Consider the following 19,982-nt stretch of genomic DNA (forward strand, 5'->3'; position numbering starts at 1 on the left):
CGAAAGACGTGGTCGGGGTGGGCGACGGCCGCCGCTTGCTCCGATAGTCGCAGGTCGATCACGCGGGGAGCGACGGTGCGGCTTCGGGGGCCCGGCGCGGCAGAATGAGCACAATGCTGATCGAGACGAGTGCGGGGCCGGCTGAGGTCGAGCTCGAACAGCCGCGCAGGCCCGCGTTTCTGCTGCTGCTCACGCATGGTGCGGGGGGAGGGGTGGAGGCGAAGGACCTGCTCGCGGTGCGTGACGTCGCGTTGCGGCTTGGGGGTGGGGTCGCGCGGGTGGTGCAGCCGTATCGGGTGGCTGGGCGGCGGGCGCCGGGTTCGGCGGTCAAGCAGGACGAGGCCTGGCTGGAGATCGTCGCGCGGCTGCGCGGGCGCAAGCGCATCCCGGTGATCCAGGGTGGGCGCAGCAACGGGGCGCGGGTGGCTTGTCGTACCGCCGTCGCGGCACGGGTCCGTGGCGTTCTCGCGCTCTCGTTCCCGCTGCATCCGCCGGGCAAGCCGGAGAACTCGCGCCGGGATGAACTGCTCGCGCCGGGAGACATCGAGGTGGTCGTCGTCAACGGGGCGAACGACCCGTTCGGCATTCCCGACCCCGCCGACGCCGCCGAAGTGCGCGTCATCCCGGGACAGCCGCACGCCTTCCGTGCGGGCTTCGACCTGATCGCCGAGACCGTGACTCCGTGGCTGGAGCGCTGGTCCTGAGTCCTATTCGGCCGGTCGGGTGGCGATGACCAGCGCGTCGATGGCGTCGCCCGTTTCGGTGGGCCGGTAGACGCGGTCGGCGATGCGGACGCGCACCTCGCTCGCCGCCGCGAGCGGGCCGAGGTCGGCGACGATGTCGTCAGGGGTGAACAGGATGGCCGGGTCCTGCGGCCCGCCGCAGCCGTCGGTGATGTTGGTGGTGTCGTGGCCGAGTACGAGCAGGGTGCCTTCCGGAGCCAGCAGCCCGGCCGCCGTGCGCACCAACGCGCGGCGCTGCTCGGCGGGCAGGTGCAGGAAGACCATCAAGACCAGCTCGAACGGTCCGGTGATCCCCGCTTCGTCCAGATCGGTGACATCGGCGCACTGCCAGGTGATGCGATTGCGGACCGAGCGGGACAGCCGCGACGCCACCGTGCGGCCTTTGTCGATGCCGACTTGTGAGTAGTCGACGGCGTGCACCTGCCAGCCGTGCGTGGCGAGCCACAGGGCGTTGCGGCCCTCGCCGCACGCCAGATCGAGAGCGCGCGGGAACTCCGGCGCATCGCCCTCGGGTGTGGCGGCTTGGAGGGGCGCACGGCGTTCCAACCCGTAGACGTGCTCCACCACGGTGTTGTTCGGCGGTGCGCCCCAGACCAATTCCGTTTGCGCGTAGCGCTCGTCCCAGTCGGCCGCATCCATATTTCGAGTCTATTGATCGGGCCACCCGCGCTTCGTGGGGTTGCCCGAGTCAGTCCGATACCTGCGAGAGCCAGTGCACCGGCGTGGTCTCGCGTACGTGGATCAGCACGTCGAACGCATCGGCGAGCGACGAAAGCCGGATATTGGCCGTGGCGTCGGCGGCCGGGTCGTAGACGCCGCTGATGGTGCGCAGTTTCGCCGGGCCGATCAGCCAATCATGGACCGGTTCCGGCGCGGCGGCGTGCAGGTCGACGTAGTAGGCGGGCAGCTCGACTTCGCCCAGCGCGGCGTCCACCAGGTCCGGTTGCGGATTGGGCGCCACGGCCGCGCCGAGGTCGCCGTGATGGAAGCCGATGCCGACGGACACGTATCGTTCGCCCAGCTCAGTGCGCAAATGACTTCCGGTGCCGCGGAATTCGGCCGTACCGAAGACGATCGGAAGGCTGGTGGTGTGCGCGAGGCCGTCCCAGTAGACGATCTTCGCGCCAGTCGAGCGCTGCCATTCCAGCACCGTCTCGGCCGACGGCCGTTCGTCCCTGGCGAACCCTTGGCTCGCGACGCTCTGCCGGTGGAAGTCGCGGATCATGCGGGCGTGGGTGAGCGCCGAGGCGCGCTCGCCGGTATCCGGCAATGTCGTGAGCAGCTCGAGGGCGTCTTCGGCGTGCTCGGCGAACGGGCGGCCGGGGTGGGTGCCTTGATGGCGCTGGACATGTTCGTCGACTTGATGCGCGGTGCGGATCGGCGCGAGATGCGCCTCGATCGCGGCGAGCCGGTCGGGAGCCGCGCGGCGCACGTAGTCGAGTACCGCGTCGTAGTCGCTCGGTTCGGCACGGGGCGGTTCGACGCCGAAGATCCGCACCGGGTCGTCCGGATGCGCCAGGTTGTACGCGCGGATCCAGCGCAGCGTGGCCACCGATTCCTCGGTACGCCACGGACGCCAGGCGCCGGCGAGCACCGATTCGGGGTCGCCCGCGCCCGCGGTGACGAACCGGTCCCACCGTTCGCCGGAACGCGCGCTGTCCTGGATGGCCAGTGCGCGGAAGCCGTGCCGTTCGACGAGCCCGCGCAGCAGCCGCTCGCGCACACCGAAGGTCTGGCGGGAGAACCGCGTCGACTCGCCGAGCCCGACCACCGTGGCGGTGGCGAGCCGCGCGATCAGGCCGTCGAGTTCCGTACCGGGCGAGTCCGGATCGGTGCTGTCGATCGCGATGGCGTTGTCGCGCAACCAGGCGCGGATGTCGACGGTGGTGCTGAGCATGGTGCCTCCGGAAACGTGAACGATCCAACGCGGTGCAGCCTCGTACATGAACCTTCGTTGAGGTCAAGCGCCGCGTCGGATCGCCGGGTTCCCGGTTACAACGTCGTGCGCATCAGCAGGACGTTGTACTGGCTGTGCACGGTCGTGAGGAAGTACAGATCGCGCCCGGTCTGGTACGGAAAGATGGAAGGCGCGTAGGCGGTGGGCAATTCGCGGGTGTCGATCAGTACTTCGGGATCGCTCCACGGTCCGACCGGATCGGGAGCGCGCCGCATCACCACGGAATTGAATCGATCGGTGGTCAGCGAAATGTATTGCCCCAGATAGGCGTTGTACATCACCGACAGTTCGCCGACGCCGAACATGATGGGCGCGGCGGCGTTCACGTCGTTCTTCCGCCAGGCGTGGCCGTCCCAGTATTCGTATTCGGCGAGATTTCCGATGTCATGCGCGCGCACGCGGGCGACGTGCGCGGTGTGATTGCGTCCGGACCGCGTGCCGTATTCGTAGATGTACCCGCCGTCGGCGAGGAAGGCGTTCATCTGGAAGTTGGCGTCTCCGCCCTCGTTGTTCCGCCGTGTTTCCGGCAGTTCGGCCCATGTCTCGCCGTTGTCCCCGGAGACGGCGAGACCGGAGAAGTTGGTGCTCCACTGGCCGACGTCGTCCCAGGTCCGCACGGACATCAGGCTCATGTACTGCACGCCGTCGACGGCGATGCCCGCGGTCGGGATGCGGCTGATCTCCAGGAACGGGATCTTCGGGCTGGCGATCAGATCGCGCGCCTGCCCGAACACGTCGCGCACCACGCTGTCGAAATAGACGCCCTCGGCCGGATCGGTGGTGTGGCTGCGCAGCAGGATATTGCTGCGCCAGGCCCACATGCTGCCCGCGAGCAGATTCGGGAAACCGACGCCTGCGGTGTCGCCGAACGCCGTGAGCATTTCGCCGCGCCCGTTGTCCCACATGATGCCGAGATCGGTGCCGAGGACGTTGTAGGTCTGAGTGTTGTTCGGGCTGGCCATACCGGTCACCTGGAAGACCGCCTTGGTGCGGCCGAGCAGATTCGGCAATCCGGTCGTGCCGTTGAGCACCGGGATCGGATTGATGGCGTTCGGGTTCGCGATGGCGGGGGTGGTCGCCGTGAAGAACAGGGCCGAGGCGCCCGCCAGCGCCGAGAGCAGGAAGGATGCGGTCTTGATCACGATCTGTGAGCCCTCCGGTTTCTTCCCGAGAGCGGTGCGAAACACGGACGTCCCGCGATACACAGACCCTTCGCAGTGTGCCGCGCACCACTAGTCGACTGGCTGGCAAATCGTGCAAATGGTAGCAGCGGAACCAGTCGCGGGGAGGGTTCTCCAGCAGACTAGCGAATTTGTAGCTAATTCTTGGTAGGGCGGCTGCGCGCCTTGCGGAGAATCAAAGGAAGTTGGGTCGCGCGCTCGACGGCCAGGGTTCGCCGGGTGGATGCTTGCCACGACTTCTCGAAGAGTCGTTTGGCGGCGGCGACCGCGTGCGGCGACCGCGTCGCAAGGCGGTCGGCGAGTTTCTCCGCCTCCACCACGGGGTCCGGCGTCAGCTCGGTGACCAAGCCGATCCGCGCGGCGTAGTCCGCGTCCACTACGTCCGCGGTCATCGTGAGCAAGAGGGCTTTGTCGATGCCGATCAGCCTGGATAGTGTTGCAGCGCCGGTCATATCCGGGATCAGCCCGTGTTCGGCTTCCATGACGGAGAACTCCGCGTCGGGGGTGGCGAAGCGGACGTCGGCGGCGAGCGCGAGCTGGAGCCCGCCGCCGTAGCAGCGCCCGTGCACGGCGGCTATCACCGGCACCGGCAGGCGGCGCCAAGCCCAGCACGCCTCCTGGAAGGCATTGGTGCCGCGCCAGGGTAGCGGCACGAAATTCCGAACGATTGCCAATGGATCGCTGATTGCCGCGGAGATATCCAGCCCGCTGCTGAAGCTGGGTCCGTTTCCGGACAGAATGACCGCACGCACATCGCTGCGGTGGGCCACCAGCTTCGCGCTGGCAACCAGCTCGCGGAGCATGTCGATGGTCAGGCCGTTGTGCTTGTCCGGCCGGTCCAGCGTTACGTACGCCCGGTGGTCGTCGAACCGCACTGCGATGTTGGTGCCCATGCTCGGATCTTACTTGTGAGTCAGTTGTCTGGCGCGCACTGTTGCCGTGGTGCCAGGGCTCTGTTCTAATCGGACTCGAGTTACCGTCAACGTTGACGGTTATGGAGCGGAGGTCGCATGCTGCCAGCCGGAATGGACCCGAGGACGCCGGTGCTCGTCGGCGCCGGGCAGGTCGTACACCGACCGGGTGAGCCGGGCCTGCCCGGCCCGGTCGAACTCGCCGCCGAATCCTTGCGCCGCGCGGGCGCCGATAGCGGCGTCGGCGACCGATTGCTGCGTGCGGCCGATGTGATCGCCGCCGTCGCCCCGGTCAGCCGCCCCTACGGTGACCTGGGCGCGCTCGTCGCGGCTGAACTGGGCGTCAGCCCGAGGAGGACCGTGCAGTCGGTGCGTTTCGGCGGTGACGCGCCGCAGCGGCTGCTCAACGCCGTCGCGCAGGCCATCGCCGACGGCCGCTCGGAGGTCGCCCTGCTCACCGGAGCCGAAGCGGTGTACTCCGGGAACACGGCCGCCCGCTCCGGCGCGGCGGTGGACTGGCCGGAACAGCCGGACGACGTAACCCCGGACGAGATCATCGGCTCCGATCGTGGACCGAACTCGGACATGGAAACCGCCGCGGGGCTGTGGGGCCCGGTGTACTTCTACGCGCTCATGGAGACGGCCCTGCGCCGCAGGCTGGGGTCGAGCGAAGCCGCGCACCGCGAGCGGATCGGCGGACTGTGGTCGCGGCTGTCGGAGGTCGCGGCACGCAATCCGTACGCGTGGCAGCCCGCCGCGCAGGCTGCCGCCGACCTGGCGACGCCGGCGCCCGCCAACCGGATGGTGTCGACGCCGTATCCGAAGCTGCTGATCGCCAACCTGACCGTGGACCTGGGCGCCGGGCTCATCCTGTGCAGCGCGGCGGCGGCCGAGGCCGCCGGTGTGCCGCGGGACCGATGGGTGTTCCCGCATGCCGGCGCCACCGCGACCGACGAATGGTTCGTCTCCGAACGAGCGGACATGTCTCGATCGCCCGCGATCGCCGCGGCGGGGACGGCGGCGCTCGGCGCCGCGGGAATCGCGATAGACGATGTCGCCCACGTCGACCTGTACTCCTGCTTCCCGGTGGCGGTGCAGATCGCGGCCGAGGAACTCGGCCTGCCGATCGACGATCCGGCCCGGCCACTGTCGGTCACCGGTGGTCTCACCTTCGCGGGCGGCCCGGGCAACAACTACACGACGCATTCGATCGCGACGCTGTCCGGCATTCTCCGCGCGGACCCCGGCGCATACGGCTTGGCGACGGCGCTCGGTTGGTACAGCACCAAGCACGGCGTCGGGGTGTACTCGGCGAAGCCGCCCGAGCGGCTGTTCCGTGCCATCGAGGCTGAGGTGCCTGCGGCGCGGCGGGAACCCGCGCCCGGGTACACCGGTCCGGCTACGGTCGAGGCGTACACCGTCGCCTACCGCAAGGGTCCCGCGCCGGACCGTGCCGACGAGCCGGAAGCCGTTGTGGTGAGCGCACTGACACCGGCGGGGACCCGCATACTGGTCCGGGCGTCGGATGCCGACACCCTCGCGGCGTTCACCGCGGGCGACCCGCTCGGCGCGGACGCCGAGATCGCCGCGGACACGTTCACCCTGCTCACCGAGAGGAGCGCCCGATGAACGACTCGGTCCTGATCGAGCGGCGCGACGCGATCACCGTGCTCACGGTCAACCGTCCCGAGGCGCGCAACGCGATCAACCTGGCCACCGCGCAGGCCATCGAGGCCGCTGTCGACGAGTTCGAAGCCGATTCCGCCGCGCGCGTGCTCGTGCTCACCGGTGCGGGCGGAACCTTCAGCGCCGGAATGGATCTCGTGGCCGCGTCGAAAGGCGAGATGCCGATGACGCAGCGCCGTGGCCCGCTCGGCATCACGGCGAAACCCCCGGCGAAACCGATGATCTCCGCCGTCGAGGGTTTCGCGCTGGCCGGTGGTTTCGAGCTGGCGCTCGCGGGCGACCTCATCGTCGCCGCGCGCGACGCGCAGTTCGGCATTCCCGAGGTCAAGCGCGGTCTGGTGGCGGCGGGCGGTGGCGTGCTGCGCCTGACCCAGCGGCTGCCGCGCAGCACCGCCGCCGAACTCGCGCTCACCGGAGGCCGGATCGGCGCCGAGCGGCTCTACCAGCTCGGCCTGGTCAACCGGGTCACCGAGCCGGGTGCGGCGCTGTCGGTGGCGCTCGAATTCGCGGCCGAGATCGTCGCCGCCGCACCACTCGCGGTGGCCGCGAGCAAGCGCATCATCGACGAGTCGCCGGATTGGCCGGTCGCGGAGGGATTCGCGAAGCAGGGCGAAATCGCGCTGCCCGCATTGATTTCCAAGGACGCCGCCGAAGGCGCGCTGGCGTTCGCGCAGAAGCGCGAGCCCCAGTGGCAGGGTCGCTGACGGGCGGGCCCGGACACGTCCGGCAGCCGCAGGCGCAGCGCAGGGAGCGCATGCGCACGCGGCTGCTGGACGCGGCGGTGGAGAGCCTGGTCGAGGTCGGTTACGCGGGCACGACCACGCTCGAGGTGCAGAAGCGGGCGGGTGTGCCGCGGGGAACGTTGCAGCATCATTTCCCCACCAGGGCCGATCTGCTCGCCGGCGCCGTCGAGCATGTGGCGCGACGCCGTTTCGACCAGCTGACAAGCGAGTTCGAAGCGATCCCGGACGACGCGGACCGGCTGGAGACGGCCGTCGAGCTGACCATGCGGATGTTCAGCGGCCCGTCGTTCTGGGCGGCGCTGGAGATGTGGGTGGGCGCGCGAACCGACCCGGAACTGCGGGCGGCCTTCCTGCCGCTCGAGGTCCGCTTGTTCGAACTGATGCACACCAGCATTCGCGACAGCTTCCGGCGCGAGTTCCCCGACGATCCCCGGGTGCCTACGATCACCGAGTTCACCATCGAGATCATGACCGGCTCGGCCCTGCGGGTGCTGCTCACCGGGGACGTGTCCCGCAAGCGGGTTCTTCAGCACCGGTGGGGTAATGCCGTGCGCGTCTTGCTCGGCACGGCATCCGCTGACACGTTGCTCGACCCGCCCGCGGGCTGAACGGACGGGCGTCTAGCGCTGGCGGGTGACCGTCTCGAGCAGCACCTGGGCGCATCCGGCCGGGTCGTCGAAGAACGGCGTGTGCCCGCTGCCGTGCAGCGTGACGTGCTCGGCGTCCGGTAGCACGCTGCGCGCCTTGCGGCTCTGGGTCGCGTAGGTGAGCAGGATGTCGCGGCTGCCCCATGCGATGGTCACCGGAATGTCGGCGAGGGAGTCGATTTCGGGCAGCCGGACATCGGTGAACGAGGCGATCGCCTCGTCGAATCCGGCCGCGTCCGCAGCGCCGATGGCCGTGTCCAGCGCCACCTTCGCATCCAGCGCCCAGGGTTTGCCGAAGACCAGGGAGAGGAAGACGGTCCGGCCCGCGGCGGTGCCGAGGACGGACGGCAGGGCGGGCCGCAGTTTGCGCGCCAACGCCCGTGACTTGCCCAGCGACTGCTGACACCACACGCGACCGGCGGTGTCCCAGAAGCCGATCGGGGAGTAGGCGGTCACCGAGCGAGCCAGCCCGCGAGCGCCCAATTCCAGTGTGATCAGCCCGCCCATCGAGTTCCCCGCGAGATGCGGTTGTTCGATCCCCTGCGCGGCGAGGAATTCGGCGAGCGCGTCGGTGAGGTTGGGCACCGTGTTGTGCGCGAGCGGGTGCGTCGAACCGCCGAAGCCGGGCAGGTCGACGGCGATCACTTCGTACGACGCGGCCAGTGTGTCGATGATCGGCTCCCACACCTGCCACCGGCTCCCGACCCCATGTACCAGCACGAGCGGCTCGCCCGCGCCGACGCGGTGATGGTGCAACGTCGTCATGCGCCAACCCTAACAGCAGTCACCTGTCATCAGTTGGTATCGCGCAGGCGGTTCACCCAAGGTCATAGTCGCCGGGCGCGTCGATCTCCGACTGTGCGGGATCGATGCGCCACCCCCGCTGTGTGATTCAGCTCACCGAATGTCACGGTGCCCGCTCGCGCGGTGTCTGAATGCCGAGGTATTAGAGACGGAGGAGTTTCCGATGAACATCGCACTGTGGATCGCTACGGCATTGTTGGCCGCGCTCGCCCTCTTCGGCGGCATCACCAAGGCGTTCGTTCCGCGAGAGAAGCTCGCCGCGTCACCCGGCGGGGAATGGACCGCGACGGCCGGCGACGGCTTCGTCAAAGGTCTGGGCCTCCTGCAGATCCTGGCGGCGGCCGGTCTGATCCTGCCCGCCGTGCTCGACATCGCGCCGGTGCTGGTGCCGGTCACGGCGGTCTGCTGGGTCGGGCTCATGGTCGGCGCGATGATCACCCACGGCCGGCTCGGGCAGTCCAAGTTCGTCGTGCTGAACTCGGTATATCTCGCGGTCGCGGTGTTCATCGCGTGGGGCCGGTTCGCCCTCGAACCTTTCACGAGCTGACGGCCCGGATCGAACGCAGCCAACCACCGAGGAGAAGGGTCGAGAAGATGAGCGACCACGCGACCGAGGCTTTCGTCGCCCACCGCGACCTGTTGTTCACCGTCGCCTACGAGATGCTCGGCTCGTCCGCCGACACCGAGGACGTGCTGCAGGAGACCTGGCTGCGCTGGGTGAAAGCCGACACCGAACAGGTGGACGACGAACGTGCCTATTTGGTCCGGATCACTACCCGGCAGTCGCTCAACCGGCTACGCACGATGAAGCGCCGCAGAGAGGCATACGTCGGCCCCTGGCTGCCCGAGCCGATGCTCACCGCACCCGACGTCGCCGAGCATGTCGAACTCGCCGAGAACATCTCGATGGCGATGATGCTCGTCCTCGAGACGCTCTCGCCCACCGAACGTGCTGTCTTCGTGTTGCGCGAGGTCTTCGACCTCGGCTACGAGGAGATCGCGGCCGCGGTCGGCAAGAACCCGCCGACCGTCCGCCAGATCGCGCACCGCGCCCGCCGCCACGTCGAGGCCCGCCGCCCGCGTTCGGTGGTATCGCCCAGCCAGACCCGCGCGTCGGTGGAGGCGTTCGGGCGCGCGCTCGAATCAGGGGATCCACAAGGCCTGCTCGACGTCCTCGCGCCGCATGTCGTCCTCATGAGCGACGGCGGCGGTATCAAGCGAGCCGCGCTGCACCCCATCATCGGTGCGGAGAAGGTCGCCCGCTACATCACCGGCGGCACCGGCAGGGTCCAGGCCGAGCTCAGCTGCGAAACCATTCTGATCAACGGACACCCGGCACTGGCGCTGCGCCTGGACGGCGTGCTCGACGGCATCATGGCCTTCCACATCGAGGACGACCACATCACCGGCCTCTACTTCGTCGGCAACCCGGAAAAGCTGACCCGCGTCGAGTCCGAGACGCCGCTCGCGTTGCGCTGAATATCGGCAGCGCCGTGGCGGCCGCCACGCGCTCACCGGCAGCGAGCAGTGCGGGTCGCTTCCGGTGGCGCGCTGGGAATCGCCCAGATCGCGCTGACGCGGTCGTCGCCGAGGGCTGGTGCCGGACCCGGCAATATCGGTAGGATAATTGGTATGGCAACGCGTAAGGTCACCCTTTCGCTGGACGAAGCCGCTTGGTCGTATGCCGAGCAGGCGGCCGCCCGCGCGGGAATGTCGCCGTCGGCTTGGATTTCGAAGGCCGCGCGACGGGAGGCCGTGCGCACCGGGGTCGGTCCGGTGTCGGATGTGACCGCCGAGGCCGCCGCGGACGCGGCCGAACTGGCGGCCGCCGAGGAGGCGATGCGTGCGTCGGGGTGAACTGTGGATCTACAACCCGCATGGTTCGCCGCGCCGCCGAACGGTCGTGCTCATCAGCAGTGACGGCATCAACGAATCGCCGCGCCCCTGGTTGATCGCGGCCGAGGTGCTCGAGGACGATCCGCAGGACATCCTCGCGGTTCCGGTGGAGGAACACGGCTGGGTGCATGCCGGGAACATCGGGCGCATCTTCCGCGGTTGGCTGGCCGAGCGGGTGGACGTGGTGGACACCGACACGCTGGAACGGCTCGACACCGCGTTGCGCGCGGCCATGGACCTCTGAGGCCTCCTGGGCAAAGACCGCGCACGACTACCGCTGAAGGCCGGACGGCATTATGGTGGCCACGCCACCGACAGTGGTCAGTCGAGGAAGAGGAGTCAGGTGCGGATCTGCATGATCGCCGCGGCGCTGATCGCGCTGCCGGTGCTCGCGGCATGCGGCAGCGACAAGGACACGGCGGCGCCCACGGTGACGCAGGCCGATCTCGCCAAGTCGTTGCAGGACAAGGGCCTCAAGAACAAGCAACTGGCCGAATGCGCGGCGAAAGTGTTCGTCGACCAGGGCATTTCGCAGGCCGGACTGCGGATCATGATCAGCGACGAGTACGACACCAAGTCTCCCAACCAGGAAACGCTGGGGATGAGCAAAGAGGACGCGGACAAGGCGCGCGCTGCCAGCGGTCGCATAGCGAGCGAGTGCATGTCGGCGGCTCAGACGCGCTGAGTTCCGGCCCGCAGGGGCGGTCGACGATTCGCGTAGCGAGGCGGTTGATCAGACCGTACGCTGTCGCTACGTCGACGCGGGTGTCGACCAGAAGCCGAGGGTTCGACCGTGTCACAGCCGCCTTTTCCGACATCGCCGAGTCCGGTGGGATCGCCTACCGCGCAACCGATCAGCCCATCCGGTCGCTGGTTCGCGCTGGGTGGCGCGCTGATCGGCCTCGGCGTCATCGGCGGGATCGTCCTCGGCGCTCTCGGCTTCCTGCAGACCTCGGGCCGGATCGACGACTTCCAGCGGGTCAAGGTGCCCGGCTCCGGCATGGTGAACTTGGCGGAGTCCGGCGGCTACACCGTGTACTTCGAGTACGCCGGGGCATCGTCCCGGGGCCCCTCCGGCACGGTCAACCTTCGGGTGCTCGATCCGGACGGCAAGCACCTGGAGTTGCAGAAGTACGACGCGATCATCACGTATTCCTTCGGCAGCCACGAGGGACGGGCCGGGTTCTCGTTCGAGGCCGCGAAGCCGGGCGCCTATCGCGTGACCACGGCGGGTAGTTCCGAGGTGACGGTCGCCATCGGACAGGGTCTCGGCTCGTCGTTCGTCGGCACACTGTTCGGTGCGCTCGCCCTCGGTTTCGGTGGCGTGGTGCTCGGTGTGCTCGTGATCGTGGTGGTGGCGGTCAAGCGAAGTGCGAGCAGGCGCAAGGTCGCCGCGGGATGGTTCGCGGGGCGTCCGGCCGAATACTGAGCGGCCGTCGGAGCTTCGCTGATCACAGCGCGACAGTGAGCTCGATTCGCGCGGCCGATCCGGCTTCGAGCCCCTCGGCGACCCGCACCGCTTTCTTCATCGGCAAGACGTAGGTCGCACGCGACTTGTCCGGAAACAGCGAAGTGGACCACCGGGAGCCGCCGACGACCACATGCACCCGCACGGCGCCGAATCCGCCGGAACGATGGGCGTACCGCTCCTCGATCTCATCGGCCAAGTCTTCGGGCAGCGACACGAAATGCCAAGCGGCATTCCCCTGGTGTTCCCACACTTCCGCCGTGAACGAGTACCGCGAACCAGCCACGTCGCGACTGTAGCGGCGGGCACCGACAGCGGCACCGCGTCGCCCGCGACAGCGCATGTGACTCGGCACCTGCGTCGTCACCGCGCTGACCAACGCACGCGGACAAGCCGACCTGGCTGGGACCTCGCGCACCTGAGCGGTCGATCTCCCCGCTTCGGCGAGCATTTCGATCGCGCTGCGCGCAACCCGTGAGCGACCGCGCGGGGTGCGCGATGGTGGGCTGATGACGACCACCGAGGCGAAATCCACTACCGATTCCGAACTGGATGCGATCTTCGGCCCGATCTTCGACCGGATCGCCCAGGGCGCCGTGACGCGAGAAATCGATCGCACGCTTCCTCATCACGAGGTAGGACTGCTGCGCGCGGCGAAATTCGGCGCGCTGCGCGTTCCGGTCGAGTTCGGCGGCTACGGCGTCACCGTCCGGCAGCTGTTCCGCTTGCTCATCGAACTCGCCGCCGCGGAATCGAATCTGCCGCAAGCGCTGCGGGTGCACTTCTCGTTCGTCGAGGATCAACTCCTTGCGGAGCAAGGGCCCGAGCGGGAGCGGTGGCTGCGCGCGGTGGCCGAAGGCACGCTGGTGGGCAACGCGATCACCGAACCAGGTGTCGGCGCGGTGGACCGCTACCGCACCACGCTGACCGAGGACGGCGGGCGCTGGCTGCTCAATGGTGTCAAGTACTACAGCACGGGATCGCTGTACGCGGACTACATTCTGGCCGCCGCCGACCGGAACGGTGAGCGCGTCGGGGTGCTGGTGGACGCGAACGCCGAGGGAGTGCGTCAGCACGACGACTGGGACGGCTTCGGCCAGCGGCTGACGGCCAGTGGAACAACGGAATTCACCGATGTGGCGGTAAGCGAAGACCGGATCCTCGGCCCCGGCTACGGCGCGCCCGGACCGACCTACGCGACCTCCTACCTGCAACTGGTCCAGCTCGCGGTGCTGGCGGGCATCGCCAAGCGCGCCGAGCGCGATATCCGAGACTGGGTCGCGGCGCGTACCCGCGGCTACACACACTCCGCCGCCGACCTGCCGCGGCACGATCCGCTGGTGCAACAGGTGATCGGGCGGCTGTCGGCGGCCGCGTTCGCCGCCGAGGCCAGTGTGCTCGCCGTCGCCGACGTGCTCGACCACGTGCTGGCGGGCGGCGCGAAGGACGAGAACGCGGTGGTGGCCGCCGAACTCGCGGCGGCCCGGGCCCAGCTCGCCGTCATCGATCTGGTGCTGCCCGCCACATCGCTGCTGTTCGAAGTGGGTGGCGCATCGGTCGTTTCCGAACAGCTGCGGCTGGATCGGCACTGGCGTAACGCCCGCACCATCTCGGTGCACAACCCGGCGATCCAGAAGGCGCGGGCGATCGGCGATCACCTGCTCAACGGCGCCGATCTGCCGTTCGCCTGGAGCGCGGGCGAGCGTACACCGGCCGGAGGAGCCGCGCAGTGACCCGCCGGATCCGGTTCAACGCATTCGACATGAACTGCGTCGCCCACCAGTCCCCGGGGCTGTGGCGGCATCCCGACGACCAATCGCACCGCTACAAGGAGCTGGGTTACTGGACGGAGTTGGCGAAGCTGCTGGAGAGAGGCCGCTTCGACGGCATCTTCATCGCCGACGTCCTGGGCACCTACGACGTCTACGGCGGCGACGACATCGCCGCGCTGCGCCAAGGCGCGCAGATCCCGGTTGCCGACCCGCTGCTGCTGGTCTCCGCCATGGCGGCGGTGACCGAGCATCTCGGGTTCGGCATCACCACCGGCACCGGATTCGAGCACCCGTACCCGTTCGCGCGGCGGCTGTCCACGCTCGACCATCTCACCAACGGCAGGCTGGGCTGGAATGTGGTGACCGGCTACCTGCCCTCGGCCGCACGCAATTTCGGCGCGGCCGACCAGCTCGACCACGACGAGCGCTACAACCAGGCCGATGAATACCTCGAGGTGCTGTACAAGCTGTGGGAAGGCTCGTGGGAGGACGACGCGGTGGTCCGCGACGCGACCGCGGGCGTCTACGTGGACCCGGCCAAGGTGCACCACATCGGTCATCGCGGCACGCACTACACCGTGCCGGGCATCCACCTGTCGGAGCCGTCGCCGCAACGCACGCCGGTGATCTACCAGGCGGGCGCGTCTCCGCGCGGGGTGCGTTTCGCGGCCGAGAACGCCGAGGCCATCTTCATCGCCGGTCCGTCGAAACGAGTGCTCGCGCAGACGGTTTCCCGGATCAGGGACGCGCTGGCGGCGGCAGGCCGCGCCCGTGACGCCGCGCGCATCTACGCGCTCGCGACGATCATCACCGACGCGACCGACGAGGCGGCGCGGCGCAAGCACGAGGAGTACCTGTCCTACGCCAGTGTCGAGGGCGGCTTGGTGTTCATGTCCGGCTGGATGGGCATCGATCTGTCCCGCTACGACCTCGACGACCCGATCGGCCAAGTCGAAAGCAACGCGATCCAGTCGGCGGTGGCGGCGTTCCAGGAATTCGACGACGACGGGCGGGAATGGACCGTCCGCGACATCGGCAAGTGGGCCGGCATCGGCGGCATGGGCCCGGTCTTCGTCGGTTCCGGGGAGACGGTCGCCGACCTGCTCCAGGAATGGGCCGCCGAAACCGACCTGGACGGCTTCAACCTGGCCTACGCGATCACACCGGGAACGTTCGAAGACATCGTCCGGCACGTCGTCCCGGTACTGACCGCCAGAGGCGCGTACACACCGGAATACACGCCGGGCACGCTACGCAACGCACTGTTCGGCGCGGGTGATCGATTGCCCACGGAACATCGCGGCGCGAGCTACCGCGTGGGCGGTGCGGGATCGACGGCTCTGCCGGATACGGTCTCGCGTCCTGGGGCGACGGTCGAGGCGAGCACCTGATTTCCGGGACGGCGTCACGCCACACAGTTCCGATGGCGGCGGTCGACTGGGCCTACTGTGGATCTACGTGGTGCCGTCGTCCGCCAACGCCAGGCGGTCCGGCGGCTGCTCGGACATATCACTTCCGGACCGAGAAGCGCATGCAAATGTCGAATGGCCCGGCGCTTCTGCCCACGGCTGCACAATGCGCGCTGCGCAGCCGGCCGACGGCTGTTTCGTCGCAGTGAGTGCGGCGGAGGGGCAGCTGCTGCCGCAATTGGTCTGGGTGTATCCCAGATTCGACCGAAAGTAGGACCGAGGCACCCGCCTGTCGACGACGAGTCGCATACGTTGCGATTGAAGGCAATCAGTTTGCGGTCAAGAAGATTTCGGCTATGGATTCCAACCCTGCGCGGTCGACTTCGTCGAACCGCCCAGGCCGCGGACTGTCGAGGTCGAATACCCCGATCAGCGCATCGTCGCGGACCAGCGGTACGACAATTTCCGAACGCGTATCGGCGTCGCACGCGATGTGCCCCTCGAATGCGTGCACGTCGGGCACGAGCTGAGTGGTTCTGGTTTGCGCCGCCGTGCCACAGACGCCTTTTCCCAGCGCGATGCGCACACACGCGGGTTTGCCCTGGAACGGGCCGACCACCAGTTCCCGACCGTCGTAGAAATAGAAACCCACCCAATTCACATCGGGTAGGGCGTGGAATACCAATGCGGCGAGATTGGCGGCGTTGGCGATGCGGTCGGTCTCGCCCGCGACCAGCGCTTCGGCTTGGGCGACGAGCTGGCGGTACTGCTCGGTGCGGTCTCCGGTCAGGTCGGCGACGACAAACGACATGGCCCGAATGGTACGCGCTGCGAATTCGCTGTCTGCTTATTGATTCTCGGTGATCGCAACACTCTGCCCGCACCGCGCGTCCATCGCATCATCCCTGCATGACTTCGCAGCAACCCGTATCCCGTTCCACTCGTTCGGCCGCGGTAATCGGTGCCGGACAGACCGGCGTCACTGCGGCGCTAGGACTTCTCGACGCCGGTTTCGACGTCACCCTTTACAGTGAACGCGATCAGCGCGCCTTACGCGACGACGTGCCCGCCACCGGCACCGCGCTGGAATTCGGTGAGACCCAGCAGGCCGAGGCCGCGCTCGGATTGGACAGCTACACCGGGCGGGCGCCCCGGCACACCGGCTTGAGCGTACGCATCGCCGGACCGGGCCCCGATCGTCCCGAATTGATCCAATTCGACGGCCATTTCGACGGATACGTCGGCGTGGCGGTGGACACCCGGCTCAAGGCCGACGAGCGGCTCACCGCGTTCCTGGAGCGCGGCGGCCGGTTCGCGGTCGAGCAAGTGACGCCGGAGACGCTCGACGGTATCGCCGCCGCCAACGACCTCACCCTGGTCGCGACCGGCCGCGGCGGGCTGTCGGACCTGTTCCCCGTCGACGCGCAGCGCACGCCCTACGACGCGCCGCAGCGGTCCTTGCTCACCGTCGTCGTCACCGGGATCGGCCACGAAGAAGATGTTTTCGCACATCGCAGCGTGGCGGGCGGCGCGCACAGCGGCTTCTCCATCCTCGCCGACCAGGGCGAGGGCTGGTGGGGCCCGTACCTGCACAAGGACGCGGGGCCGAGCTGGGCCTTCCTCGGCTGGGCGCGGCCCGGCAGTGACTGGGAGAAGCGGTTCGCTGGGGCCGACTCCGCCGAGTCGGCGCACCGGATCGTGCAGGACCTCTACCGCGACTACATCGAGTGGGACCTGCCGGAGGTGCTGGCCACCAGGACCATTCCCGAGGATCCGCACTCGTGGCTGAAGGGCGCGGTGCGCCCGGTCGTGCGGTCGGGGGTCGGGCGCACCGCGGGGGGCCACGTGGTCGCCGCGCTGGGTGACACCGCCATCGCCTACGATCCGATCGCCGGGCAGGGCGCGCAGAGCGGCCTGATCCAGGCGCAGCGTCTGGTCGCGGCGGCCGCCGTGCACGAAGGACCGTTCGACGAGGCGTGGATCGCGCGGCAGTACGCCGCGTTCCTCGCCGCGCGCGCAGATGCGGCGAACAAGGTGACCAGGCTGTTCCTCAGCGATCCCGAACTGGCCGAGGTCGGCAACGCGTTCTTCGCCGCGGCGGCCGTCGACCCGGCGTTCGCTTCGGCGCTGGTCGGCCTGCTGCACCGGCCGCAGCCGTTCCTGCCGGTCGACTCGCCGGAAGCGGTCAACGAGTTCATCACGCGGGTCACCGGCGAGGACGCCGCCGCACTACTGGGCCGGTTCGCGCCCGCGGGCAAGTTCGCCAGGTCGAGCTACTCGCCCGCGCTCGCCGACGCCTGATCCGAATCGCGCAGATTCAAAACCTCGTCCCGACCGGGGGCCGGTGCTGGAGTGGAAGGAGCGCCGGACGCATGCGTGGCGTCCGGCCTCCGATCCGACGGCTACCCCCGATAACCATGGAGCAGCTATGACCACGGAGCAGATCGCCGAGCAGATCCGGTTCGCCTACTGGGTGCCCAACGTCAGCGGGGGACTGGTCACCAGCGATATCGAACAGCGCACCAGCTGGGATTTCGAGTACAACAAGAAGCTGGCGCAGACCGCCGAGAACAACGGCTTCGATTACGCGCTGTCCCAGGTGCGCTACACCGCCTCCTACGGCGCGGAGTACCAGCACGAATCGACCTCGTTCAGTCTCGCGCTGCTCGGCGCGACCGAGCGGCTGAAGGTCATCGCGGCCGTGCATCCCGGGCTGTGGCATCCGGCGGTACTGGCCAAGTTCGGCGCCACCGCCGACCACCTGTCGAATGGCCGGTTCGCCATCAACGTCGTGTCCGGCTGGTTCGCCGGTGAATTCACCGCGCTCGGCGAGCCGTGGCTCGAGCACGACGAGCGCTACCGGCGCAGCGCCGAATTCCTCGAGGTGATCCGCAAGATCTGGACCGAGGACAACGTGAACTACGGCGGCGACTTCTACCGCATCCGGGACTTCACCCTGAAGCCGAAGCCGCTGAACACCCCGGAGCGGCCGAATCCCGAACTCTTCCAGGGCGGCAACTCGACCGCCGCACGGCGCAACGGCGGCCGCTACGCCGACTGGTACTTCTCCAACGGCAAGGACTTCGACGGCGTCACCGAACAACTCGACGACCTGCGCGCCGTCGCCCGCGCCCACGACCGCGAGGTGAGATTCGGGCTCAACGGCTTCATCATCGCCCGTGATACCGAGCGGGAAGCTCGCGACACCCTGCGCGAGATTGTCGAGAAGGCGAACAAGCCCGCGGTGGAAGGCTTCCGCGACGCGGTGCAGCAGGCGGGCGCGTCCACCAAGGACCGCAAGGGCATGTGGGCCGATTCCACGTTCGAGGACCTGGTGCAGTACAACGACGGTTTCCGCACCCAGCTGATCGGCACGCCGGAGCAGGTGGCCGAGCGGATCGTGGCCTACAAGCAGCTCGGCGTCGACCTGATTCTCGGCGGCTTCCTGCACTTCCAGGAGGAGATCGAGTACTTCGGCGCGAAGGTGCTCCCGCTGGTGCGTGAGCTGGAAGCCGCGCAGCGGCCCGTCGCGGCGGTGAACTGATGACCGCGGTCGCCGCCGATCGCATCCTGTCGGCGGCACAAGCGTTCGCGGTCGCACAGCGGCTCGCGGCGGACTTCGCGCCGGGAGCCGCCGAACGCGACCGGGAGCGCGCGCTGCCGTACGCGGAGGTCGATCGGCTGGCGGCCAGCGGTCTGCTCGCGATCACCGTGCCCGCCGCGCACGGCGGCGCGGATCTGCCGCCGAGCGCGGTCGCGGAAGTGACGCGGATTCTCGCCACGGCCGACCCCAACATCGCGCAGATCCCGCACAGCCACTTCGTGTATGTGAACCTGCTCCGGCTCGCGGGTACGGTCCAGCAGCAGGAGCGGTACTTCGGGCGGGTGCTCGACGGCGGGCGCATCGCCAACGCGCAGTCCGAGCGCGGCGGTACGACCGTCGCCGACATCGCCACCACGCTGCGGCCGGCCGGTGACCGATTCCGGGTGGACGGCGTGAAGTACTACTGCACCGGATCGCTGTTCGCCGACCTGTTCGCGGTGCTGACCCGGCTGGACGATCCGGAAGGCCGCAGCGGTCTCGAGGCCGGTGAGTACATCGTCTACCTGCCCGCGAACACTCCCGGTGTACGCGTCGTGGACGACTGGAACGGGATAGGGCAGCGCACCACCGGCAGTGGAACGGTGTCCTTCGACGAAGTGCTCGTCGATCGCGACCAGGTGATTCCCCGCTCCGGCGCGGTGCGGGCACCCACCGGCTATGGCGCGTTCGCCCAGTTGCTGCACGCCGCCATCGACACCGGCATCGCCCGAGGCGCCCTCACCGCGGCAACGGAATTCGTGCGCACGAAGAGTCGTCCGTGGTTCGAGGCGGGGGTGGCGAACGCGGTGGACGACCCGCTGTTGATCCAGCGCTTCGGTGAATTGTCCGTCGCGGTGACCGCCGCCGAGGCGACGCTCTCGTCGGCCGGATGGGCATTGGACGCGGCTATCCGGATCGATCCGAGCGCCGCGAACATCGCCCAGTCGTCGCTGGCCGTAGCGACCGCCAAGATACTCGCCGACCGCGCCGCCAACGACGTGTCCGCCGCACTGTTCGAGGTCGGCGGAACGCGCAGCGCGGCGGCGGATCTCAATCTGCACCACTTCTGGCGCAACGCGCGCACGCACACCCTGCACGATCCGGTGCGCTGGAAATACCAGCACATCGGCAGGGCCCTGCTGCACGACGCCGCGCCACCGCTCCACGGTGTGATCTGAAAGG

At 68.6% G+C, this 19,982-nt stretch carries 22 protein-coding genes; 15 read left to right on the top strand and 7 right to left on the bottom strand.

Going from position 1 to position 19,982, the window contains the following annotated elements; all coding sequences use genetic code 11:
* Positions 1–113: 113 nt before the first annotated feature.
* Positions 114–704 carry an alpha/beta hydrolase family protein gene (locus ACWESM_RS11645; protein WP_355071377.1) on the top strand — a complete coding sequence of 197 codons (591 nt, stop codon included), beginning with the start codon at positions 114–116 and terminating at the stop codon, positions 702–704.
* Positions 705–707: 3 nt separating this feature from the next.
* Here ACWESM_RS11645 and ACWESM_RS11650 read toward each other — a convergent pair whose 3' ends face one another.
* From ACWESM_RS11650 to ACWESM_RS11665, 4 genes are all read right to left on the bottom strand, one after another.
* A complete protein-coding gene (locus ACWESM_RS11650) occupies positions 708–1,382 on the bottom strand; it encodes a class I SAM-dependent methyltransferase (RefSeq protein WP_355071379.1) in 675 nt (224 codons plus the stop codon).
* 49 nt (positions 1,383–1,431) lie between these two features.
* The gene (locus tag ACWESM_RS11655; protein WP_364424757.1) at positions 1,432–2,640 is read right to left on the bottom strand and encodes an erythromycin esterase family protein; all 1,209 of its coding nucleotides are present in this window, start codon (positions 2,638–2,640) and stop codon (positions 1,432–1,434) included.
* A gap of 95 nt (positions 2,641–2,735) precedes the next feature.
* Positions 2,736–3,842, bottom strand: coding sequence for a DUF4185 domain-containing protein (locus ACWESM_RS11660; RefSeq protein WP_364424755.1), 1,107 nt, complete (start codon positions 3,840–3,842; stop codon positions 2,736–2,738).
* Positions 3,843–4,018: 176 nt separating this feature from the next.
* Positions 4,019–4,774: a crotonase/enoyl-CoA hydratase family protein gene (locus ACWESM_RS11665; protein WP_452491604.1), complete on the bottom strand. Its 756-nt coding sequence runs from the start codon at positions 4,772–4,774 to the stop codon at positions 4,019–4,021.
* A 117-nt stretch (positions 4,775–4,891) separates the two neighbouring features.
* On the opposite strand from ACWESM_RS11665, the gene ACWESM_RS11670 reads away from it, so the two are divergent.
* The 3 genes from ACWESM_RS11670 to ACWESM_RS11680 are packed head-to-tail and all read left to right on the top strand — an operon-like array spanning position 4,892 to position 7,829.
* On the top strand, positions 4,892–6,421 hold the full coding sequence (locus ACWESM_RS11670; protein WP_452491605.1) for a thiolase C-terminal domain-containing protein: 1,530 nt from the start codon (positions 4,892–4,894) through the stop codon (positions 6,419–6,421).
* The gene (locus ACWESM_RS11675; RefSeq protein WP_355071387.1) at positions 6,418–7,182 is read left to right on the top strand and encodes a crotonase/enoyl-CoA hydratase family protein; all 765 of its coding nucleotides are present in this window, start codon (positions 6,418–6,420) and stop codon (positions 7,180–7,182) included. The genes ACWESM_RS11670 and ACWESM_RS11675 overlap by 4 nt, the downstream gene beginning before the upstream one ends.
* 50 nt (positions 7,183–7,232) lie before the next feature.
* A complete protein-coding gene (locus ACWESM_RS11680; protein ID WP_397276249.1) occupies positions 7,233–7,829 on the top strand; it encodes a TetR/AcrR family transcriptional regulator in 597 nt (198 codons plus the stop codon).
* 12 nt (positions 7,830–7,841) lie between these two features.
* Here the strand turns inward: ACWESM_RS11680 and ACWESM_RS11685 are convergent, their stop codons facing one another.
* Complete coding sequence (locus ACWESM_RS11685; RefSeq protein WP_356962942.1) at positions 7,842–8,633, bottom strand: alpha/beta fold hydrolase; 792 nt, start codon at positions 8,631–8,633, stop codon at positions 7,842–7,844.
* A gap of 202 nt (positions 8,634–8,835) precedes the next feature.
* On the opposite strand from ACWESM_RS11685, the gene ACWESM_RS11690 reads away from it, so the two are divergent.
* The 6 genes from ACWESM_RS11690 to ACWESM_RS11715 all read left to right on the top strand — a co-directional run bounded on the left by ACWESM_RS11690 (position 8,836) and on the right by ACWESM_RS11715 (position 11,997).
* Positions 8,836–9,219: a DoxX family protein gene (locus ACWESM_RS11690; protein ID WP_355071393.1), complete on the top strand. Its 384-nt coding sequence runs from the start codon at positions 8,836–8,838 to the stop codon at positions 9,217–9,219.
* 47 nt (positions 9,220–9,266) lie between these two features.
* Positions 9,267–10,151 carry an RNA polymerase sigma-70 factor gene (locus ACWESM_RS11695; RefSeq protein ID WP_452491608.1) on the top strand — a complete coding sequence of 295 codons (885 nt, stop codon included), beginning with the start codon at positions 9,267–9,269 and terminating at the stop codon, positions 10,149–10,151.
* 153 nt (positions 10,152–10,304) lie between these two features.
* Entirely contained in the window at positions 10,305–10,529 is a 225-nt protein-coding gene (locus tag ACWESM_RS11700; protein WP_063016531.1) for a hypothetical protein, read from the top strand.
* On the top strand, positions 10,516–10,812 hold the full coding sequence (locus ACWESM_RS11705) for a hypothetical protein (RefSeq protein WP_355071396.1): 297 nt from the start codon (positions 10,516–10,518) through the stop codon (positions 10,810–10,812). The genes ACWESM_RS11700 and ACWESM_RS11705 overlap by 14 nt, the downstream gene beginning before the upstream one ends.
* A 111-nt stretch (positions 10,813–10,923) precedes the next feature.
* The gene (locus ACWESM_RS11710; protein WP_245562771.1) at positions 10,924–11,253 is read left to right on the top strand and encodes a hypothetical protein; all 330 of its coding nucleotides are present in this window, start codon (positions 10,924–10,926) and stop codon (positions 11,251–11,253) included.
* A gap of 144 nt (positions 11,254–11,397) precedes the next feature.
* Entirely contained in the window at positions 11,398–11,997 is a 600-nt protein-coding gene (locus ACWESM_RS11715) for a hypothetical protein (protein WP_364424744.1), read from the top strand.
* A gap of 22 nt (positions 11,998–12,019) precedes the next feature.
* Here the strand turns inward: ACWESM_RS11715 and ACWESM_RS11720 are convergent, their stop codons facing one another.
* Positions 12,020–12,322, bottom strand: coding sequence for a DUF1905 domain-containing protein (locus ACWESM_RS11720; RefSeq protein ID WP_364424742.1), 303 nt, complete (start codon positions 12,320–12,322; stop codon positions 12,020–12,022).
* Between the two features lie 223 nt (positions 12,323–12,545).
* On the opposite strand from ACWESM_RS11720, the gene ACWESM_RS11725 reads away from it, so the two are divergent.
* Together ACWESM_RS11725 and ACWESM_RS11730 are read left to right on the top strand one after the other, a co-directional pair.
* Entirely contained in the window at positions 12,546–13,769 is a 1,224-nt protein-coding gene (locus ACWESM_RS11725; RefSeq protein WP_452491609.1) for an acyl-CoA dehydrogenase family protein, read from the top strand.
* Positions 13,766–15,199: an LLM class flavin-dependent oxidoreductase gene (locus tag ACWESM_RS11730; RefSeq protein WP_452491611.1), complete on the top strand. Its 1,434-nt coding sequence runs from the start codon at positions 13,766–13,768 to the stop codon at positions 15,197–15,199. The genes ACWESM_RS11725 and ACWESM_RS11730 overlap by 4 nt, the downstream gene beginning before the upstream one ends.
* Before the next feature lie 346 nt (positions 15,200–15,545).
* Here ACWESM_RS11730 and ACWESM_RS11735 read toward each other — a convergent pair whose 3' ends face one another.
* Positions 15,546–16,028 (bottom strand): GAF domain-containing protein, encoded by a 483-nt coding sequence (locus ACWESM_RS11735; protein ID WP_412805032.1) that lies wholly within the window; start codon positions 16,026–16,028, stop codon positions 15,546–15,548.
* A 98-nt stretch (positions 16,029–16,126) separates the two neighbouring features.
* Here ACWESM_RS11735 and ACWESM_RS11740 point away from each other — a divergent pair, with 98 nt between their 5' ends.
* The 3 genes from ACWESM_RS11740 to ACWESM_RS11750 all read left to right on the top strand — a co-directional run bounded on the left by ACWESM_RS11740 (position 16,127) and on the right by ACWESM_RS11750 (position 19,978).
* Positions 16,127–17,518, top strand: a complete 1,392-nt coding sequence (locus ACWESM_RS11740) for a styrene monooxygenase/indole monooxygenase family protein (protein WP_452491613.1) — start codon at positions 16,127–16,129, stop codon at positions 17,516–17,518.
* A gap of 127 nt (positions 17,519–17,645) precedes the next feature.
* Positions 17,646–18,761, top strand: coding sequence for a dimethylsulfone monooxygenase SfnG (sfnG, locus tag ACWESM_RS11745; RefSeq protein WP_355071422.1), 1,116 nt, complete (start codon positions 17,646–17,648; stop codon positions 18,759–18,761).
* Positions 18,761–19,978, top strand: coding sequence for an SfnB family sulfur acquisition oxidoreductase (locus ACWESM_RS11750; RefSeq protein ID WP_452491615.1), 1,218 nt, complete (start codon positions 18,761–18,763; stop codon positions 19,976–19,978). The genes sfnG and ACWESM_RS11750 overlap by 1 nt, the downstream gene beginning before the upstream one ends.
* Positions 19,979–19,982: the final 4 nt, after the last annotated feature.

It is taken from the genome of Nocardia sp. NPDC003999, from assembly GCF_053604885.1.

What these genes read in the sequence shown, in the direction of transcription:
- ACWESM_RS11645 (WP_355071377.1), top strand. Translation starts at nt 114, where the DNA reads ATGCTGATCGAGACGAGTGCGGGGCCGGCTGAGGTCGAGCTCGAACAG.
- ACWESM_RS11650 (WP_355071379.1), bottom strand. Translation starts at nt 1,382, where the DNA reads ATGGATGCGGCCGACTGGGACGAGCGCTACGCGCAAACGGAATTGGTC.
- ACWESM_RS11655 (WP_364424757.1), bottom strand. Translation starts at nt 2,640, where the DNA reads ATGCTCAGCACCACCGTCGACATCCGCGCCTGGTTGCGCGACAACGCC.
- ACWESM_RS11665 (WP_452491604.1), bottom strand. Translation starts at nt 4,774, where the DNA reads ATGGGCACCAACATCGCAGTGCGGTTCGACGACCACCGGGCGTACGTA.
- ACWESM_RS11670 (WP_452491605.1), top strand. Translation starts at nt 4,892, where the DNA reads ATGCTGCCAGCCGGAATGGACCCGAGGACGCCGGTGCTCGTCGGCGCC.
- ACWESM_RS11675 (WP_355071387.1), top strand. Translation starts at nt 6,418, where the DNA reads ATGAACGACTCGGTCCTGATCGAGCGGCGCGACGCGATCACCGTGCTC.
- ACWESM_RS11680 (WP_397276249.1), top strand. Translation starts at nt 7,233, where the DNA reads ATGCGCACGCGGCTGCTGGACGCGGCGGTGGAGAGCCTGGTCGAGGTC.
- ACWESM_RS11685 (WP_356962942.1), bottom strand. Translation starts at nt 8,633, where the DNA reads ATGACGACGTTGCACCATCACCGCGTCGGCGCGGGCGAGCCGCTCGTG.
- ACWESM_RS11690 (WP_355071393.1), top strand. Translation starts at nt 8,836, where the DNA reads ATGAACATCGCACTGTGGATCGCTACGGCATTGTTGGCCGCGCTCGCC.
- ACWESM_RS11695 (WP_452491608.1), top strand. Translation starts at nt 9,267, where the DNA reads ATGAGCGACCACGCGACCGAGGCTTTCGTCGCCCACCGCGACCTGTTG.
- ACWESM_RS11700 (WP_063016531.1), top strand. Translation starts at nt 10,305, where the DNA reads ATGGCAACGCGTAAGGTCACCCTTTCGCTGGACGAAGCCGCTTGGTCG.
- ACWESM_RS11710 (WP_245562771.1), top strand. Translation starts at nt 10,924, where the DNA reads ATGATCGCCGCGGCGCTGATCGCGCTGCCGGTGCTCGCGGCATGCGGC.
- ACWESM_RS11725 (WP_452491609.1), top strand. Translation starts at nt 12,546, where the DNA reads ATGACGACCACCGAGGCGAAATCCACTACCGATTCCGAACTGGATGCG.
- ACWESM_RS11735 (WP_412805032.1), bottom strand. Translation starts at nt 16,028, where the DNA reads ATGTCGTTTGTCGTCGCCGACCTGACCGGAGACCGCACCGAGCAGTAC.
- ACWESM_RS11740 (WP_452491613.1), top strand. Translation starts at nt 16,127, where the DNA reads ATGACTTCGCAGCAACCCGTATCCCGTTCCACTCGTTCGGCCGCGGTA.
- sfnG (WP_355071422.1), top strand. Translation starts at nt 17,646, where the DNA reads ATGACCACGGAGCAGATCGCCGAGCAGATCCGGTTCGCCTACTGGGTG.
- ACWESM_RS11750 (WP_452491615.1), top strand. Translation starts at nt 18,761, where the DNA reads ATGACCGCGGTCGCCGCCGATCGCATCCTGTCGGCGGCACAAGCGTTC.